General features: G+C 68.9%; 14 protein-coding genes, 1 pseudogene and 1 riboswitch. Of the genes and pseudogenes, 9 read left to right on the top strand and 6 right to left on the bottom strand.

Annotated features, from left to right (window positions below):
* Window positions 1-7 precede the first annotated feature (7 nt).
* Window positions 8-829 carry a TrmH family RNA methyltransferase gene (locus ACX9NE_RS25940; protein WP_459364771.1) on the bottom strand — a complete coding sequence of 274 codons (822 nt, stop codon included), beginning with the start codon at window positions 827-829 and terminating at the stop codon, window positions 8-10.
* The gene (locus ACX9NE_RS25935) at window positions 826-1,257 is read right to left on the bottom strand and encodes an Rv0880 family HTH-type transcriptional regulator (protein WP_459364772.1); all 432 of its coding nucleotides are present in this window, start codon (window positions 1,255-1,257) and stop codon (window positions 826-828) included. The genes ACX9NE_RS25940 and ACX9NE_RS25935 overlap by 4 nt, the downstream gene beginning before the upstream one ends.
* Before the next feature lie 81 nt (window positions 1,258-1,338).
* On the opposite strand from ACX9NE_RS25935, the gene ACX9NE_RS25930 reads away from it, so the two are divergent.
* Complete coding sequence (locus tag ACX9NE_RS25930) at window positions 1,339-1,608, top strand: DUF2530 domain-containing protein (RefSeq protein WP_459364773.1); 270 nt, start codon at window positions 1,339-1,341, stop codon at window positions 1,606-1,608.
* A gap of 17 nt (window positions 1,609-1,625) precedes the next feature.
* The gene (locus ACX9NE_RS25925) at window positions 1,626-2,081 is read left to right on the top strand and encodes an SRPBCC family protein (protein WP_459364774.1); all 456 of its coding nucleotides are present in this window, start codon (window positions 1,626-1,628) and stop codon (window positions 2,079-2,081) included.
* 215 nt (window positions 2,082-2,296) lie between these two features.
* Here the strand turns inward: ACX9NE_RS25925 and ACX9NE_RS25920 are convergent.
* Window positions 2,297-3,073, bottom strand: a pseudogene (locus ACX9NE_RS25920) (DUF3027 domain-containing protein); the annotation flags it as partial.
* Between the two features lie 158 nt (window positions 3,074-3,231).
* Here ACX9NE_RS25920 and ACX9NE_RS25915 point away from each other — a divergent pair.
* The 3 genes from ACX9NE_RS25915 to ACX9NE_RS25905 all read left to right on the top strand — a co-directional run bounded on the left by ACX9NE_RS25915 (window position 3,232) and on the right by ACX9NE_RS25905 (window position 9,464).
* A complete protein-coding gene (locus ACX9NE_RS25915) occupies window positions 3,232-4,899 on the top strand; it encodes an MFS transporter (RefSeq protein WP_459364785.1) in 1,668 nt (555 codons plus the stop codon).
* Entirely contained in the window at window positions 4,896-5,381 is a 486-nt protein-coding gene (locus ACX9NE_RS25910) for a DUF2771 domain-containing protein (protein ID WP_459364775.1), read from the top strand. Before ACX9NE_RS25915 ends, ACX9NE_RS25910 begins: the two co-directional genes overlap by 4 nt.
* A 312-nt stretch (window positions 5,382-5,693) precedes the next feature.
* Window positions 5,694-9,464, top strand: a complete 3,771-nt coding sequence (locus ACX9NE_RS25905; protein ID WP_459364776.1) for a PE family protein — start codon at window positions 5,694-5,696, stop codon at window positions 9,462-9,464.
* A gap of 9 nt (window positions 9,465-9,473) precedes the next feature.
* On the opposite strand, the gene ACX9NE_RS25900 is transcribed toward ACX9NE_RS25905, so the two are convergent.
* The 3 genes from ACX9NE_RS25900 to ACX9NE_RS25890 all read right to left on the bottom strand — a co-directional run bounded on the left by ACX9NE_RS25900 (window position 9,474) and on the right by ACX9NE_RS25890 (window position 13,207).
* The gene (locus ACX9NE_RS25900) at window positions 9,474-10,478 is read right to left on the bottom strand and encodes a glutathione S-transferase family protein (protein WP_459364777.1); all 1,005 of its coding nucleotides are present in this window, start codon (window positions 10,476-10,478) and stop codon (window positions 9,474-9,476) included.
* Between the two features lie 8 nt (window positions 10,479-10,486).
* The gene (locus ACX9NE_RS25895; RefSeq protein ID WP_459364778.1) at window positions 10,487-12,439 is read right to left on the bottom strand and encodes an acyl-CoA dehydrogenase family protein; all 1,953 of its coding nucleotides are present in this window, start codon (window positions 12,437-12,439) and stop codon (window positions 10,487-10,489) included.
* Window positions 12,440-12,787: 348 nt separating this feature from the next.
* Window positions 12,788-13,207, bottom strand: a complete 420-nt coding sequence (locus ACX9NE_RS25890; protein WP_459364779.1) for a cold-shock protein — start codon at window positions 13,205-13,207, stop codon at window positions 12,788-12,790.
* Between the two features lie 163 nt (window positions 13,208-13,370).
* Between ACX9NE_RS25890 and ACX9NE_RS25885 the strand changes: the two genes are divergently transcribed.
* The 4 genes from ACX9NE_RS25885 (at window position 13,371) to ACX9NE_RS25870 (ending at window position 16,380) form a co-directional block, all read left to right on the top strand.
* The gene (locus ACX9NE_RS25885; RefSeq protein ID WP_459364780.1) at window positions 13,371-13,766 is read left to right on the top strand and encodes a YccF domain-containing protein; all 396 of its coding nucleotides are present in this window, start codon (window positions 13,371-13,373) and stop codon (window positions 13,764-13,766) included.
* Window positions 13,763-14,830, top strand: coding sequence for a GTP 3',8-cyclase MoaA (gene moaA, locus ACX9NE_RS25880; RefSeq protein ID WP_459364781.1), 1,068 nt, complete (start codon window positions 13,763-13,765; stop codon window positions 14,828-14,830). Before ACX9NE_RS25885 ends, moaA begins: the two co-directional genes overlap by 4 nt.
* Complete coding sequence (locus ACX9NE_RS25875) at window positions 14,823-15,080, top strand: MoaD/ThiS family protein (RefSeq protein WP_459364782.1); 258 nt, start codon at window positions 14,823-14,825, stop codon at window positions 15,078-15,080. The genes moaA and ACX9NE_RS25875 overlap by 8 nt, the downstream gene beginning before the upstream one ends.
* A gap of 239 nt (window positions 15,081-15,319) precedes the next feature.
* Window positions 15,320-15,504, top strand: a riboswitch (cyclic di-AMP (ydaO/yuaA leader).
* A gap of 9 nt (window positions 15,505-15,513) precedes the next feature.
* On the top strand, window positions 15,514-16,380 hold the full coding sequence (locus ACX9NE_RS25870) for a transglycosylase family protein (RefSeq protein WP_459377742.1): 867 nt from the start codon (window positions 15,514-15,516) through the stop codon (window positions 16,378-16,380).
* Window positions 16,381-16,389 lie beyond the last annotated feature (9 nt).

The following is a 16,389-nucleotide window of genomic DNA, read 5'->3' as shown; positions in this document are numbered from 1 at the left end:
CGCGAGCCTAGCCCGAGGCCCGCTCATAGAACGCGACCGCGGCCGCCGTCGCCACATTGAGCGAGTCGGTGCCGCGCGACATCGGAATCCGCACCCGAATGTCGCTGAGGCGCAGGGCGGCCGGCGTCAGCCCCGGCCCCTCAGCACCCACCAGCAGCGCAACCCGATCATCGTGCACTCCTGCCATCGCTTCCCGCAGGTTACGCGCGTCGCTCTGTGGCGTCATCGCCAATAGCCGGAAGCCGCGCTCGCGCAGTCGCACCAGTTCGGCGGGCCAGTCGGTGGCCCGGGCGTAGGGCACCAGCAGCGCGTGGCCCATGGAGACCCGCACTGCGCGACGGTAAAGCGGGTCAGCGCAGCCACTGCCGAAGATGACTGCGTCCACCCCCAGGCCTGCTGAACTGCGAAAGATGGAGCCCAGATTCTCGTGGTCGTTGACGCCTTCGAGCACCGCGACGGTGCGCGCACCGTCGACCACCTGGCCGACGTCGGGTTCGGCAACCCGGCTGGCGCTGGCCAACACCCCACGATTGAGATGGAATCCGACGACGCATGCCATCACCTCGGCGGACGCCCGGTAATAGGGTGCCGGGATACCGGCCAGGTCGTCAGCTAGCTCCGCCAGTCTGCGGTCGGTTCCCAGCAGGGCGCGCGGGGTGAACCGCGACGCAAGCATGCGCTGCACCACCAGCACACCTTCGGCGATCACCAAACCCTTGCCCGACGGCAGGTCGGGACGGCGGTCGACGCTGTTCAGATCGCGGAAATCGTCGAGGCGTGGGTCGTCGGGATCGGTGACGTCCTGGATGTCGATGTCCGGTGCGGTCACGGGCTTTCGTCGACCAGCGCCGAGATCAGATCGGAGGCGTTGCGCAGGGTGTCACGCTGTTCGTCGTCGAGGGTCGCAAGGCGCTCGGCCAGCCACTCCTGCCGCGCTCGCCGGGCGGCTCTGACCAACTCGGCGCCGGTTTCAGAGACCGAGACCAGCACCTGCCGGCCGTCGACGGGGTGCGGGGCGCGGTCCACCAGGCCTTCGTCAGCCAGGGACGCGATCACTCGCGTCATCGACGGCGGGCGAACCCGTTCCCGGATCGCCAACGCTCCCGGAGTCATCGCACCCTCGTTGGCCAAAGTGGTCAGTGCCGAGAGCTGGGTCAGCGAGATGGGCGACGACGCGTTGTGGAACCGGAGTTGCCGAGCCAGCCGCATGACTGCCAACGACAAGTCCGCAGCCAACCGCGCATCGCTGTCAGGCACAGCGCGAGGTTACAACGGAACGCAAGAGACGGGTATGCGAAACGACGAACCGTAAGCGCGCCGGGTTATGTTGAACGCGACATGACTGACCAGCCCGCCCCCGAACCGCCCCCGCTGCCACCGGCGTTGCTGGCGGTATGGCCGATCATCCTGGTCGGAGCGCTGGGCTGGCTGGTCGCCGCAGCTGTCGCATTCCTCGTTCACGGCCTCGAATCGTGGCGTCCGGTGGCCGTCGCCGGGCTCGGGGTGGGGATCTTGGGCACCAGCATCTTCGTGTGGCAGCTTGCGGCTGCCCGCCGCGGTGCTCGCGGTGCGCAGGCGGGACTCGAAACACTCCTCGATCAGGAATAGACGTCTTAGGAGGACGCATGGCAGCTCCGCTGTTGCAGGCATCGATCGACATCGATGCGCCGCCGTCAAAAGTGTGGGAGTTGATTTCCGATTTCCGGCGAATGCCCCAATGGAGCCCGCAGTGCCGGTGGATGCGGCAATTCGGTCCGCTGCGCAATGGCACCCGCACGCTGAATATCAACCGGCGCAACCGGCTGTTCTGGCCTACGACCTCCACAGTCGTCGAGGTCATTCCGGAGAAGAAGCTCGCCTTCAAGATCGACGTCAACCGCACCATTTGGAGCTATGAACTCGAGCCGCATGGCGAGGGCACCCGGGTGACCGAGAGTCGCCACGCCGAAAACGGCACCAGCGCGGTCTCCAACATGACCGTGAATGCTCTCCTTGGCGGGACCGCCAGCTTCGAGCGGGAACTAGTCGAAGGCATGAACGCCTCGCTGGCCAGGATCAAGGCCGCGGCCGAGAAACGTTAGGAATCCTGCACCGACGACTCGGCCGTCTGGGCGGGCTCGTCCGGATGGTCGGGTCCGGCGGACTCTTCGGCCTCTTGACGTCCCTCAGGCCCTTTGGGCTCGTCCGGATGGTCGGGTCCGGCGGACTCTTCGGCCTCTTGACGTCCCTCAGGCCCTTTGGGCTCGTCGGGCTCTTCGGGCTCTTCGGGCTCGCCAACCTCAACGGTCGCCGCGACAGGCTTCTCCACAACGTCCAGCACGCCGTCGTCGTAGGGCTCGTACATCGGTGAGCCGGCACCGGCCGGGGCGGGAGTGTCCGAGTGCGCACCGCAGCCGTAGAACTTGTCCACTACGTGGCCGTCGGCGGACAGTTCGTTGGCGCAGACACCGAACATCTCGCCGAGTGATCCGGCAAGCGGCAAGAAGAAGCCGCAGTCGCGGCACACACGCTTGGTCGCGCGCGACATCGCGGTGTCAGGTCCGTAGTCGCCGTCGTGCCAGCGCTCCGCGGCGCCGGCGCGGCCCCACGCGCTCATCACCCAGCGCCGGCCCAAACCCAGTTCCACCGCGACCTCGTCCACGTACGGATCACCGCTGGCGCTGTAGCCCGGGACCAGGCGAGGATCATCCTTGGCCGGCGCCAGCAGGTCCCCGGGACTCAGATCACCCGGTCGCACCCGCTGCTCCCAGGGAACCCAGCGCGGCGCCAGCAGGGCTGTCGGACCCGGAATCAGCACCACCTCGCTGATCGTAGGGTGGTCGGCACCCGCGTAGCCGGCCACGACGACGGCCCATTGCCAGCCCTGGTAGCCGGGAACATGCGCCAGGAAACGGTGGGTGGCGGCGTTCGGGTCCTCGTAGCTGACACCCAGGTACTCCCCGACGGCGTCCGCCCCGCTGAACTCAGCGACTGCGGTCCTGGCCTGCTCAGCCGCACCCGTCAGCAGCCCCGCGAGGTCCTCGGGCCATTCGGTCACGGTCGTTACGGAGGATTCCCCGCTGGGTCCGGTCACAGTGTCACCTTAATGTCACCTCGATCATGCCCTTCTGTCGTGCGCCCCCAATACTGCCGGAAGACACGATGGCCCAGCCACACCGGTTTCCTCCGGAGCGGCGCCGCATAGGACAGAATTGAATGGTGTCCGGACGGCGAGGAGATGATGCGGGCCGGATGGCCCCACCTCCGGGCCGCCGGACCCGATCGGGGAATCAACACCCGGGTATGGCCAATTACCCGGCCGACTATTCTGCCGACGGAGCCGACTATCGCAGGTCGCGCCGTCCACCACCGATGCCCAGCGCCAACCGCTACCTGCCGCCACTGGACCACGAACCGGCATCGGATCGCGGCAGCGAGCCCGAATCGCCGCGTGGTCCTGGCGATGGTGAGCGGATCACCGTCACTCGTGCCGCCGCGATGCGCAGCCGCGAAATGGGATCCCGGATGTATTGGATGGTGCAGCGGGCCGCCACCGCCGACGGCGCCGACAAGTCCGGGCTCACTGCGCTGACCTGGCCCGTAATGGCTAACTTCGCCGTCGACTCCGCCATGGCGGTGGCCCTGGCCAACACGTTGTTCTTCGCGGCGGCCAGCGGGGAGAGCAAATCCAAGGTCGCGCTCTATTTATTGATCACCATCGCACCGTTCGCAGTTATCGCGCCGCTGATCGGTCCCGCACTGGACAGACTGCAACACGGACGGCGCGTCGCGCTGGCGTTGTCGTTCACACTGCGCACGGCGCTGGCATTGCTGCTGATCATGAACTACGACGGTGCCAGCGGCAGCTTCCCGCCGTGGGTGCTGTATCCGTGCGCGCTGGCCATGATGGTGTTCTCCAAGTCGTTCAGTGTGCTACGCAGCGCGGTGACCCCGCGAGTCATGCCGCCGACCATTGACCTGGTCCGGGTCAACTCACGTTTGACGGTATTCGGCCTGCTCGGCGGCACCATTGCGGGCGGCGCAGTAGCCGCGGGTGTCGAATTCGCTTGCACCCACCTGTTCAAGATGCCGGGTGCCCTGTTCGTGGTGGTGGGCATCACCATCGTCGGCGCCCTGCTCTCCATGCGGATTCCGAGCTGGGTTGAGGTGACCGCGGGCGAGGTGCCGGCCACGCTGAGCTATCACCGCTACAGCGATCCGCTGCACCGCAGCTGGCCCGGCGAAAGCAGAAAAGCCGGCGGCAAGCTGCGACAGCCGTTGGGCCGCAACATCATCACGTCGCTGTGGGGTAATTGCACCATCAAGGTGATGGTCGGCTTCCTGTTTCTCTACCCGGCCTTCGTCGCGAAAGCGCACGATGCCGACGGATGGGTGCAGCTGGCCATGCTCGGGATGATCGGAGCGGCTGCCGCGATCGGCAACTTTGCCGGCAATTTCACCAGCGCGCGCCTGGAACTGGGTCGGCCCGCCGTGCTGGTGGTGCGGTGCACGCTGGCGGTAACTGCCGTCGCGATCGCCGCGGCGGTCGCCGGGAACCTGATCGTCGCGGCCGTCGCAACCTTGATCACCTCGGGCTCCAGCGCCATCGCCAAGGCATCCCTGGACGCCTCTCTGCAGGACGACCTCCCCGAAGAGTCCCGCGCCTCCGGCTTCGGCCGGTCGGAGTCCACCCTGCAACTTGCCTGGGTGCTGGGCGGTGCGATCGGAGTGCTGGTGTACACCGAACTATGGGTGGGTTTCACAGTGGTCAGCGCGCTGCTGATTCTGGGTCTGGCCCAGACGATCGTCAGCTTCCGCGGCGACTCGCTGATCCCAGGCCTCGGTGGTAACCGGCCAGTGATGGTCGAGCAGGAAGGCCGGCGGGCCGGCGCCCCGTCAAGCGGAGTGATGCCCCGGTGAAACGTGGTAAGGCCGCGCTCGTCGCGGTAGTCGTGGTGGCGCTGACTGCGGGTGCCGGCCTGGGGGCATGGCTGCTGGCCCGCGATCCGGGTCCACATTTCCCCCAGATCAGCGCCTACTCCCGCGGGCACACCGTCCGGGTAGGTCCCTACCTGTACTGCAACGTGCTCAACCTCAACGACTGCCAGGCGCCGCAGTCGCAGGCAGAATTGCAGGTGAGCGAACGTTTTCCGGTGCAGCTGTCGGTGCCCGAGGCCATCGGCCGGGCCCCATGGCGATTACTGCAGATCTACGAGGACCCGACCAACACGGCGACGACCTTTTTTCGCCCCAACACCCGCCTGGCGGTCACCATACCCACCGTGGACCCGCACCGGGGGCGACTGACCGGGGTGGTGGTGCAGTTGCTGACATTGGTTGTCGACGACGGTGAGCTGCGCGAAGCTCCGCACGCGGAATGGTCTGTACGCGTCACTTTTTGATCTGGTAACCGAGGCCGACGCGGCGTACGGGGGGCAGTTACGTTTAAATGAACGCTTGATTGATTACGGCCTGACCAGTGGCAGTGGGCTGACCGGAACGAGGGGCAGCAGCCATGACCAAATCTCTAAATCCCCGATCCTCGGACCGCGGCCGTTGGTGCCGCTCGGAACCCGGTGAGATCGGGGCCTGCGCTGGCCCTCTGGAACCTCGGAGGCTCAAACGGCCAATCGACTAGCAAATATATGCAAACAGTTGATTAATTACTGTAAAGGCCGTTATATGGGCCGCACGAATGAATGTGAGGTCCCACCGTGTCGTATGTGATCACTTCCCCAGAGCTGCTCACGGCAGCAGCGGCCGACTTGGCCGGTATCGGTTCCACGATCGGCGCGGCGAACGCCGCGGCGGGCGCCTCGACCACAGCGCTGGCGGCTGCGGCAGGTGACGAGATATCGGCCGCCGTCGCGTCGCTGTTCGGCGCCTACGGCCAGCGATATGAGGCCGCCGGTGCGCAGCTGGTGCAGGTGCACAACCAGTTCGTCCAGACGTTGAATGCCGCCGGCAGTGCGTTCGCCAGGGCGGAGGTCGCCAACGGGAGTCTGTTGCGCGGGTTGGGCGCCGCGGCGGCCGAGACCACTCCCCTGGCCAGGCTCCAAGCAGCGGTAGCCACCGGGGCCGAGGCCCTCATCGCCGACCCGATCGACGACCTCGGCCAAGCCTGGATCACGAGTCCGCTGGGCGCCATCGTGAATCCGGCTATCAACACGCCGTTCGTGGCGCTAACCGGTCGCGGCCTGATCGGCAACGGTACCGCCGGCGCGGCGGCCGTCAACGGCGGCGAGGGCGCCGATGGGGGCTGGCTGTTCGGCAACGGTGGGGCCGGCGCAGCCGCCACGGCCACCACAGCCGCCGGTCGCGGTGGGGATGCCGGATGGTTCGGCAACGGCGGCGCAGGCGGGGCCGCCCTGCCCAATTCCGGTGGTCACGGCGGCGCCGGCGGTAACGGTGGCATTTTCTTCGGCGACGGCGGACCGGGGGCACCCGGCGCGGCGTCGCTGAACCCGCTGATCCCTGGCGGCAACGGCGGTGCCGGTGGCAACGCCGCGAGGTGGGGTCACGGCGGGGCCGGCGGGGCCGGTGGCGCCGGCGCTCCCGGCGTCATAGGTGCCAGTGGCGGTTCAGGCGGACACGGCAGTTCGGGCGGCAACGGCGGTACAGGCGGCCTGGGCGGCACATTGTGGGGCAACGGCGGAGACGGGGGCCTCGGCGGGCCCGGCGGCCACGGCGGCGCCGGGGCCAACGGCAGCAACGGAGCCGCCGGCAACTTCAGCACCGGCAACGGCACCGGCGGCAACGGCACCAACGGCGGTGACGGCGGCGCCGGCGGCAGCGGCGGAATCGGCGGCAACGCCGGCCAGGCCCAGGGGATCGGCAGCGCCGGCGTCAACGGTGACGGCGGCGGTGGCGGGGCCGGCGGGGCCGGCGGGATACCCGGTAACGGCGGGGCCGGCGCGGACGGGACTGCCGTCCGCATCGACGGCGCTGCCGGCGGCAACGGCGGTAACCCGGGCGCGGCCGGTGCGATTGGGCTGGGCGGCGCCGCCGGTACGGGGGGTTTCGGCGGCGCCGCCGGCGCCAACGGCGCCACCGCGATCGTGCCTACCGGGGTCGGCAACGGTGGTCACGGTGGCGCCGGCTTCACCGCCACGACCGAAGGGGCGGTGGCCGGGAACGGCGGCAACGGCGGCAACGGCGGATCGGTGGGCAACGGCGGTGCCGGCGGCGACGGAGGTAACGGTACCAACGGCGTCGCCGCCGGTTCGGCCGGCGGCGACGGCGGCAACGGTGGCAACGGCGGCAACGCGGGCGCCCAGGGCGGCAAAGCCGGCGACTCCGGTAGCGGCGGCAACGCCGGCAACGGGGCCAACGGTGTGCTGAGTGTCAACGCGGGCGCCGGCGGCGCCGGGGGTCACGGCGGCAACGCAGGCAGCGTCGGCAGCGGCACCACACCGGGGACGCTCGGCCACGCCGGCAACGGGGGCAACGGGGGCAACGGTTCCACCGATCGTTCCACCGGCGGCCCCGGAGGCCGTGGTGGCGACGGCGGCGACGCCGGCACCGTCGGAACTGGCGGCACCGGAGGCACCGGCGGGCGCGGCGGCGATGGCTCCGCCTTCACCCCGGCAGCGGCTGCCGGTGGCGACGGCGGCCACGGTGGCGACGGCGGAAACGGCGGCATGGCCGGCCGCGGTGGCAACGGCGGGAACGGCATCAACGGCGGCGACGGCGGCAGCGGCGGCGACGGCGGCAGCGCCACCGGCGGGGTGGCCGGTAGCGGCGGCGACGGCGGCAACAGCGCCGGCGGCAACTTCGCCGGCAACGGAGCGGGCGGAAACGGCGGAAACGGCGGCAACGCCGGCTCGATCGGCGCTCCCGCCGACGGCGGCAACGGCGGCCGGGGTGGCGACGGCGTCTTGAATGCAGCCGGCGGGGCGGGCGGCAACGGCGGCAACGCCACCTCCATGGAAGGTCAAGCCGGTAACGGCGGCCGCGGCGGGGCCGGCGGAACCGGTATCACCAACAACGGGGACGGCGGGCGCGGCGGCAATGGCGGCAACAGCGGCACTATCGGCGTCGCCGGCGCCGCCGGTGACGGCGGCGACGGCGGTAACGGAACCTCGGGCGGACGCGGCGGGAACGGCGGCACCGGCGGCACCGCCAGTAACGGCGGCTTCGCAGGCAAGGGCGGCAACGGCGGCGCCGGCGGAGCCAGCGGCGGCAACGGCGGCAATGGCGGCGACGGCGGCAACGGGGCCTTGCGCGGGGACGGCGGCAATGGCGGGGCCGGCGGAAACGGCGTCGTCGGCGTCAACAATGGGGCAGGCGGAGCCGGCGGTGCGGGCGGCGATGCCGGCACCAACGGCAACGGCGGCGCCGGCGGGGCCGGCGGAAGGGGTGTGACTGCCGCGGCAGCCCAGAACCCGCAGCCACTGCCTGCCTCGACCCTCCCAGCCGCAGCGACAGGCCAACAGGGCACCAACGGCACCGGCCCCAACGGTGCGGGCGGCCCCGGCGGACCCGGGGCGATGGGCACCACCGCACAGCCCGGCGGCGATGGCGGGGGCGCCGGCAGCGGTCAAATCTTCCAGACTTCCGACGGCGGCAAGGGCGGCACGGGCGGAGATGGCGGGGCCACCAACGGTTCGGTCGCGGCGGCCGGCGGTAAGGGCGGCGGCGGCGGTGACGGCCACTTCAGCGGCACCGGCGGCGCCGGCGGCACCGGCGGCGGCGGCGGTAGCGGCGGCGGCACCGGCGGCGCCGGCGGTACCGGCGGACCCGGCGGCATCACCGGACTTGGTGGCAACGGCGGCGGCGGCGGACGGGGCGGCACCGGCGGGGGAACCGGCGGAGACGGCGGCAACGCCGGGAATGCCGCCACCGGCGGAAACGGCGGAACCGGCGGCTTTGGCGGAGGAACCGGCGGCAACGGCGGCAACGGCTTGACAGGCGGCGTCGGCGGCAACGGCGGCACGGGCACGTCGGGTGCCGATGCCGGCGCGGGCGGCAGCGGCGGCGCGGGCGGCGCGGGCGGGACCGTGTCCGGCAACGGCGGCGCAGGCGGGGCCGGCGGCTCGGGCGGAGGTGGCGGCGCGGCGGCTGTCGGCGGGCATGGCGGCACCGGCGGCGACGGCGGCGTCAACGGCATCTCGGGCAAGGGCGGCGCCGGGGGCAGCGGAGGTATCGGTGGCGCGGGCGGCGCGGGCGGCGTCGGCGGTGCAGGCGGTGTGGCGACCAACGGCACCGGCGGGGCGGGTGGCATCGGCGGCAACGGCGGCGTCGGGGGCACCGGCGGAACCGGCGGAACCGGTGGCGACGGTGGCCGCGCCGACGTTTTCACATTGCCGGGCCAGGGCGGCCTCGGCGGCACCGGCGGCGGTGGGGGTCAGGGCGGCAACGCCGGCGCCGGCGGCCTGGGCGGTGGCTCCGGCACCGGCAACCCGGGCCTGTCGGGTCTGTCCGGCGTGGGCGGCGCGGGCGGTAAGGCCGGCACCAACGGCACCGCGGGCTCGGTCGGCACCTGAGGGCCGGGTTCAGGCGCCGTGGCCGGCCGGCACCCGCTCGCCGTCGACCGGCGGCCCGGGTGGCGTGCCGTCACCGAAAGGCCTGCCTCCCAACGCTTCTCGACCGTGCGGCGAGAGCCAAGTACGCAGGTCCGGACCCTTGGGCACGATGCCGGTGGGGTTGATGTCGGAGTGCACGATGTAGTAGTGCTGCTTGATCTGGACGAAATCGGTGGTGTCGCCGAATCCCGGTGTCTGGAACAAGTCTCGCGCGTAGGCCCACAGTACCGGCAGCTCCGACAGCTTGGCCCGATTGCACTTGAAATGTCCGTGATACACCGGGTCGAAGCGGGCCAGCGTGGTGAACAACCGGACGTCGGCCTCGGTGATGTTGTCTCCCACCAGGTATCGCTGGTCGGTCAGGCGATCACTCACCCAGTCCAGTGCCGTGAACAGGCGGTCATATGCCGCTTCGTAGGCTTCCTGCGACCCGGCGAAGCCGCAGCGATACACCCCGTTATTGATTTCGGTATAGATCCGCCTGCTCACCTCGTCGATCTCGGCGCGCAGCTCCGAAGGGTAAAGCTGCGGCGCCCCCGAACGATGGTAGGCAGTCCATTCCGTGGAGAAGTCGAGGGTGATCTGCGCGAAATCGTTGGTGACGACAGCGCCGGTCGTGATGTCGACGATCGCCGGGACGGTAATGCCCTTGGGATAGTTGGGGTCCCGATTGAAGTAGGCGTCCTGCAACCTGGGGATCTTCAAAACCGGGTCCACGCCACCGGGATCCAGGTCGAATGTCCAGCTGCGCTCGTCATGGGTGGGTCCGCAGAAGCCAATGGAGAGCACGGGTTCCAGGCCCAACAACCTGCGCACGATGATGGCGCGGTTGGCCCACGGGCACGCCCGGGCAACGATCAGCCGGTAGCGACCCGGCTCTACGGGATAGCCGTCGCGTCCGTCGGCGGTGATGCGCGTGGTGATGTAGTTGGTGTCGCGGTTGAATTCACCCTTGCCGGCAACGTAGGAGGCCATGACCCGCCTTACAGTTTCGCCTCGGTCGATGGCGACGCCTTCACAAACCGCCGTGCCAGATTGGGCTCGGTGGACGGACCCGGCTCCCAATGCGAAATCCATGGTCCGGTTCCCTCTGACTGATCGAGTATTCCTGCTTCCAGCCAGGTATAGCGGCCCTGCAGCACATCGTCCGTCAGCCGTACATCGCTGTTGTCGGTGTTGGTCCACAACGCGTGGAACAATGCCTCGACACGCAGGGTCGCTTGCTCGCAGAACACATCGGCCAGCTCGTATGCCTGTTGGCCGACGGTCGGGTCCACGGCCCGTTGAGCCTCGGCCCGGACGCACACCGCCGACATCGCGAAAAGCTCGGCACCGATATCGACGATGCGGCCCAGGAATCCCTGCTTTTGTTCCAGCTTGGCCTGCCAGCGTGCCATCCCATAGAAGGTGTTTCGGGCCAGCTTGCGGCTGGAGCGTTCGACAAAACGCAGGTGTGTCGCGAGTTCGCCGAACTCGCGGTAAGCCGTGGGTCGTTGGCCTTCACCAAATACCAGCTTGGGCAACCATTTTGCGTAGAACCCGCTGGCGTCGGCCGCTGCGGCGGCCTTCTGCCGCAAATCGGCTTTGGGGTTCGCGAGATCGCCGGTGGCGGTCAAGTGAGCGTCGACCGCCTCCCGGGCGATGAGCAGCCGCATGATTTCGCTCGACCCTTCGAAGATGCGATTGATCCGCAGATCCCGAACCATCTGCTCCACGGGTGCCGCACGCTCACCGCGGGCGGCGAGGGATTCGGCAGTCTCGTAGCCTCGCCCACCGCGAATCTGCATCAGGTCGTCGGCGATGACGCAAGCCATCTCGCTGCACCACAGTTTGGCCAGCGCGGCCTCGATGCGGATGTCGTTACGACCCTCGTCGGCCATCTGACTGGACAGCTCGACCACCGCATCGAGCGCGTAGTTGGTGGCCGCAATGAACGAGATCTTGCTGGCGACCGCTTCATGTTTGCCGACCGGCTTGCCCCACTGCACCCGTTCGCGGGACCATTCCCGCGCTATTTTCAGCGACTGTTTGGTGACCCCGGTCGCTACCGCGGGCAACGACAGCCGTCCGGCGTTGAGCGTGGTCAGCGCGATCTTCAGACCGTCGCCCTCCCGGCCGATCAGGTTTTCGCTGGGCACCCGGACGCGGTGCATCCGGGTCAGCCCGTTCTCGAGACCGCGCAGTCCCATGAACTTATTCCGTCGCTCCACGGTGATGCCCGGTGAATCAGCCTCGACGACAAACGCGCTGATTCCCCCGCGATGCCCGTCGCTGCGGGGTACCCGGGCCATGACCACCAGCAGTTCGGCGACCACGCCGTTGGTGGTCCACAACTTCACGCCCTCGAGTTCATAAGCCTGTCCATCGTCAATCGGCGTCGCCGTCGAGGCCATCCGCGCCGGATCAGAACCCACATCCGGTTCGGTGAGCAGGAACGCCGATATCGCGCCGGCCGCGCACCGTGGCAAGAACTTCCGCTTCTGTTCCGGGGTTCCGGCGAGCTTGAGGGGTTCAGGGACGCCGATCGACTGATGCGCCGACAGCAACGCGCCAAGACTGGAGTGGACGGTCGTCACCATCGTCAGTACCCGGTTGTACGCCACTTGCGACATGTTCAAACCGCCGTACTCGGACGGTATTTTCAAGCCGAAACAGCCCAATTCGGCCAAGCCCCTCACACATTCATCGGGAATCTGGTCAGCGCGCTCGATGGCGCTGCCGTCGACGGTCTCGAGAAACTCGCGCAGCTTTTCCAGAAACGCGTTGGTGCGAGCCTCCTCGGCATCGGATGGCCTGGGGAAGGGATGTATCAGCTCCAACGGAAAGCGACCGAGGAACAGCTCCTTGGCAAAAGATGGCTTATCCCAACCACTTTCACGCGATTCCTCGGCGAGGGCTCTCGCCTGCTCCTCAGTGACCTGCGCTTGCTGTGCCATCGCCGCCTCCTCGCTACGAATGACATCAGGCTTGGGGTACCCGGTGCCTGTCCGAATACTACGACGCTCCGATGTCCAATCGACGGCTTCGGAATCTTCCCCGCGGGCTGTGCGCCGTGCTCAACGTCTGGCCGGCCGTCGCCCCGTCCCGACCGCTGGGTGCTCGAGCTTCCCAGCAAGCGGTGCGGCTACGGCGCCGCCGGGCCAGGGGGACCTCAGCGGCCGGCAGGGCGGTTCGGGCAGGGCTGGCACTCAGAACACTAGGCTTCGATACGCCGAACGTGCTGCCACGGCGGCAAATCGGGCGAGAAATCGCCTTGGCGTCACGTTCGGCGACCGGCAAACCGGTCAGGCCTCGAACTCCCGGGCAACCGCCTTGACGACCTCGGAGATCTGGCGAGCGGTCTTGCGATCCGGGTAGCGGCCCTTGCGGAGTTCGGGCTGCACGGTGCTTTCCAGCAAGGTGATCATGTCCTCGACCATGCCGTGCAATTCGTCGGGACTGTGCTTGTGCTCGGCGGGCACCTCGCGCCGGGCGCGGGCACTCGACCGGGCCAGGCTCGGCGGTGGGTCGATCAACTTCAGACTCAACGCCTGCGGGCCGCGCCGGCCCGAGGCGATACCGAACTCGACCTTCTGTCCCGCCTTGAGACCCTCGACACCCGCGGGCAACGCCGAGGAGCGGACGTAAACATCCTCACCATCCTCCTGCGACAGGAAGCCGAACCCCTTCTCGGAGTCGTACCACTTCACTTTGCCGGTCGGCACTGCTCTCACCTGCTTGTCTGACGGATCACTGGTATGCCACATAGAAGACGCGTCCCAACTGCGCAGGACGCGATGCCGATCACAGATCCTACTCGGATGGCTGACCACCGAGCACCCCGGTTTAGCGGGCAGTCGGTAGGCTTGCGTTACCGCAGGAGGAAAGATGCGCCTGATCCTGAACGTTATCTGGCTGGTTTTCGGCGGCCTCTGGCTGGCCCTCGGATACCTACTGGCAGCGATCGTCTGCTTCCTGCTGATAGTGACCATCCCGTTCGGTTTCGCGGCGCTGCGCATCGCGTCATATGCGCTGTGGCCCTTCGGTCGAACTATCGTGGAGAAGCCGGGTACCGGGACCGGCGCACTGATCGGCAATGTCATCTGGGTGCTGCTGTTCGGTCTGTGGCTGGCGATAGGCCATCTGGCCAGCGCGATCGCGATGGCCGCCACGATCATCGGGATTCCCTTGGCCCTGGCGAACCTTAAGCTGATCCCGGTGTCGCTGGTTCCGCTCGGTAAGGAAATCGTTTCCGCCGACTCGCGGACCCGGGTGACCGCATGACGCTCACGGCATTGGGCGTTCCGACGGTCCCCCGGCACGGCACGGCCGCCGAACCACTCGGCGCCCCCCTGCTGGACAGCTATGGCCGCGTCGCCACCGATCTGCGGGTGTCGCTCACGGACCGCTGCAACCTGCGCTGCAGCTACTGCATGCCCGCGGAGGGCCTGGACTGGCTGCCCGGCGGTCAACTACTCAAGCTTGACGAGCTGGCCAGGCTGCTGCGTATCGCGGTGACCCGGTTGGGCGTCACGAGCGTCCGGTTCACCGGGGGCGAACCGCTGCTGGCCCGTCATCTCGAAGACGTGGTCGCTTCGGCGGCCGGACTGACGCCCCGTCCGGAGATCTCGTTGACCACCAACGGGGTAGGGCTGGCACGGCGGGCCGCGGGATTGGCCGCGGCCGGGCTGGACCGGGTCAATGTCTCGCTGGACAGCGTCGACCCCGCGCACTTCGCGGCGATCACCCGACGGGACCGGCTCGATGACGTGCTGGCCGGGCTGGCCGCCGCTCAATCCGCGGGCCTTGGACCCGTGAAGGTGAACGCGGTGCTGGATCCTGGCACCGGCCGCGACGACGTCGTCGAGCTGCTGCGGTACTGCCTGCGGCACGGCTACCAGCTGCGTGTCATCGAGCAGATGCCGCTGGACGCCGGGCATCAGTGGCGTCCCGGCGCCGCGCTGAGCGCCGACGACATCCTTGCGGCTCTGCGCCCGCACTTTCGTCTCCAACCGGACCCGGCACCACGCGGCTCGGCGCCGGCGCAGCTGTGGTTGGTCGATCCCGGCCCGAATACATCCGGCGGCAAGGTCGGAGTCATCGCGTCGGTGTCGCACGCCTTCTGCTCGACGTGCGACCGCACGCGGCTGACCGCCGACGGCCAGATCCGCAGCTGCCTGTTCTCGGCCGAAGAGACCGACCTGCGTGGCCTCCTCCGGGGCGGCGCGGCGGACGACGTCATCGAGTCGGCCTGGCGCGCCGCCATGTGGACCAAGCCCGCCGGCCACGGGATCAACGAACCCGGGTTCGTCCAGCCCGACCGCCCGATGAGCGCCATCGGTGGCTGAGATCGCGGTGACGGTCCGCTACTTCGCCGCGGCCAGGGCCGCCGCCGGTACCGAGTCGGAAACGGTGACGTTGCCAAACGGCACCACCGTGGGAGAGCTGGTTAAAGAACTGGCCGATCGGGGTACTCGCCTGGCAACGATCTTGAGCCGATGCTCTTATCTACGCGATGGAATTGCCGTTCGAGATGAGGCCTCGGTGTTATCCACCGGCAACACGGTTGACGTACTCCCCCCGTTTGCCGGCGGTTGAAACTGTGAGTTATCTCACGTAACGGAACGATAACAACGCGGCCACGCTCCGATGACGAGTGCTATGAGCTGCGGTTACACAGTGCCGTCCTGGCGTTTTGCACGGTCGGTGTGACTAAAACGCCGATCGGCCGCACACGTGACGAGATCGCCGGAAACCGCTACCGTCTCGGGAGGCTCGTCAACCAACCGAGAGATGAGCCCTCCTTCGACCTACAGCGCGCCTAGCTCCATCCATGTAGGCGAGGGATTCCGACCCGCGGATGGAGGCGGGGGACCCACCAGGTCCACCGAGATCGGACCGGGGCCATTGGCGGCCCCTTGGGGTTAAGCCGACGTCGTATCAACGGTGAACGACGCGGCCGGGTGACCTCTCCCATCCGAACCCGACAGCTCACCTCGCAGGCGTGTAACCGAGAGGAATTACCGAGCGTATGACTGGACGTCACCGCAAACCCACCACCTCAAGCGTCAGCGTCGCCAAGATCGCCTTTACCGGCGCGGTCATCGGCGGTGGCAGCCTCGCCATGGCCGGTCAGGCCGCGGCAGCCACCGACGCCGAATGGGACGCGGTTGCCCGCTGCGAGTCCGGCGGCAACTGGGCGATCAATACCGGTAACGGGTTCTACGGCGGCGTGCAGTTCGCAGCAGGCACCTGGGCCTCACACGGCGGCACCGAGTTCGCCCCGTCGGCCCAGCTGGCCACCAAGGATCAGCAGTTGGTCGTCGCCGAGCGCGTGCTGGCCACCCAGGGCCGCGGCGCCTGGCCGGTATGCGGGACCCCGCTGTCGGGGCCGAGCGCGCGCAACCCCCAACCGGCCGCGCTGAACCAGCCGGTGGACGCTCCCGCACTCAACGGTGAGCAGATTCCGGACGCGCCACCACCGGCGCAGGCCCCCGCGCCTGAGGTGCAGCTCGCCGGCAACGACCTCGCGCTTGCTCCGGCTCCCGCCGACCTGGCTCCGGCTCCCGCCGACCTGGCTCCGGCTCCCGCCGACCTGGCTCCGGCTCCCGCCGACCTGGCTCCCGCTCCGGCCGACCCGGCGCCCGCCGACCTGGCTCCCGCCCCCGGCGATGACGTTCTGCCTGCGCCGGCTCCCGTGGTCGTGGACACCGGCTTCCAGCCGGCGCCCCCGCCCGCCGATGTCCCGCCGCCGGCCCCCGGCGACGAAAACCCGCCGGTTGAGATCCACCAGGTCGCAGAGGTCGGCTACCACCGGCAGCTGTGGCAGGCGATCGTCGGTCAGGACGTGGCCGGTAACGACGCGCTGGACGCGTTGGTGGCGGGTCCCGTCAGCTGACGTAGCGGC

The organism is Mycobacterium sp. ML4, from assembly GCF_054515735.1.
The sequence above is the reverse complement of the archived record's forward strand: the minus strand, read 5'-3'. Positions and strand labels throughout refer to the sequence as shown.

Coding starts and splice junctions, on each gene's coding strand:
- ACX9NE_RS25930 (WP_459364773.1), top strand. CDS start 1,339: ATGACTGACCAGCCCGCCCCCGAACCGCCCCCGCTGCCACCGGCGTTG.
- ACX9NE_RS25895 (WP_459364778.1), bottom strand. CDS start 12,439: ATGGCACAGCAAGCGCAGGTCACTGAGGAGCAGGCGAGAGCCCTCGCC.
- ACX9NE_RS25925 (WP_459364774.1), top strand. CDS start 1,626: ATGGCAGCTCCGCTGTTGCAGGCATCGATCGACATCGATGCGCCGCCG.
- ACX9NE_RS25885 (WP_459364780.1), top strand. CDS start 13,371: ATGCGCCTGATCCTGAACGTTATCTGGCTGGTTTTCGGCGGCCTCTGG.
- ACX9NE_RS25915 (WP_459364785.1), top strand. CDS start 3,232: ATGGCCCCACCTCCGGGCCGCCGGACCCGATCGGGGAATCAACACCCG.
- ACX9NE_RS25870 (WP_459377742.1), top strand. CDS start 15,514: ATGACTGGACGTCACCGCAAACCCACCACCTCAAGCGTCAGCGTCGCC.
- moaA (WP_459364781.1), top strand. CDS start 13,763: ATGACGCTCACGGCATTGGGCGTTCCGACGGTCCCCCGGCACGGCACG.
- ACX9NE_RS25900 (WP_459364777.1), bottom strand. CDS start 10,478: ATGGCCTCCTACGTTGCCGGCAAGGGTGAATTCAACCGCGACACCAAC.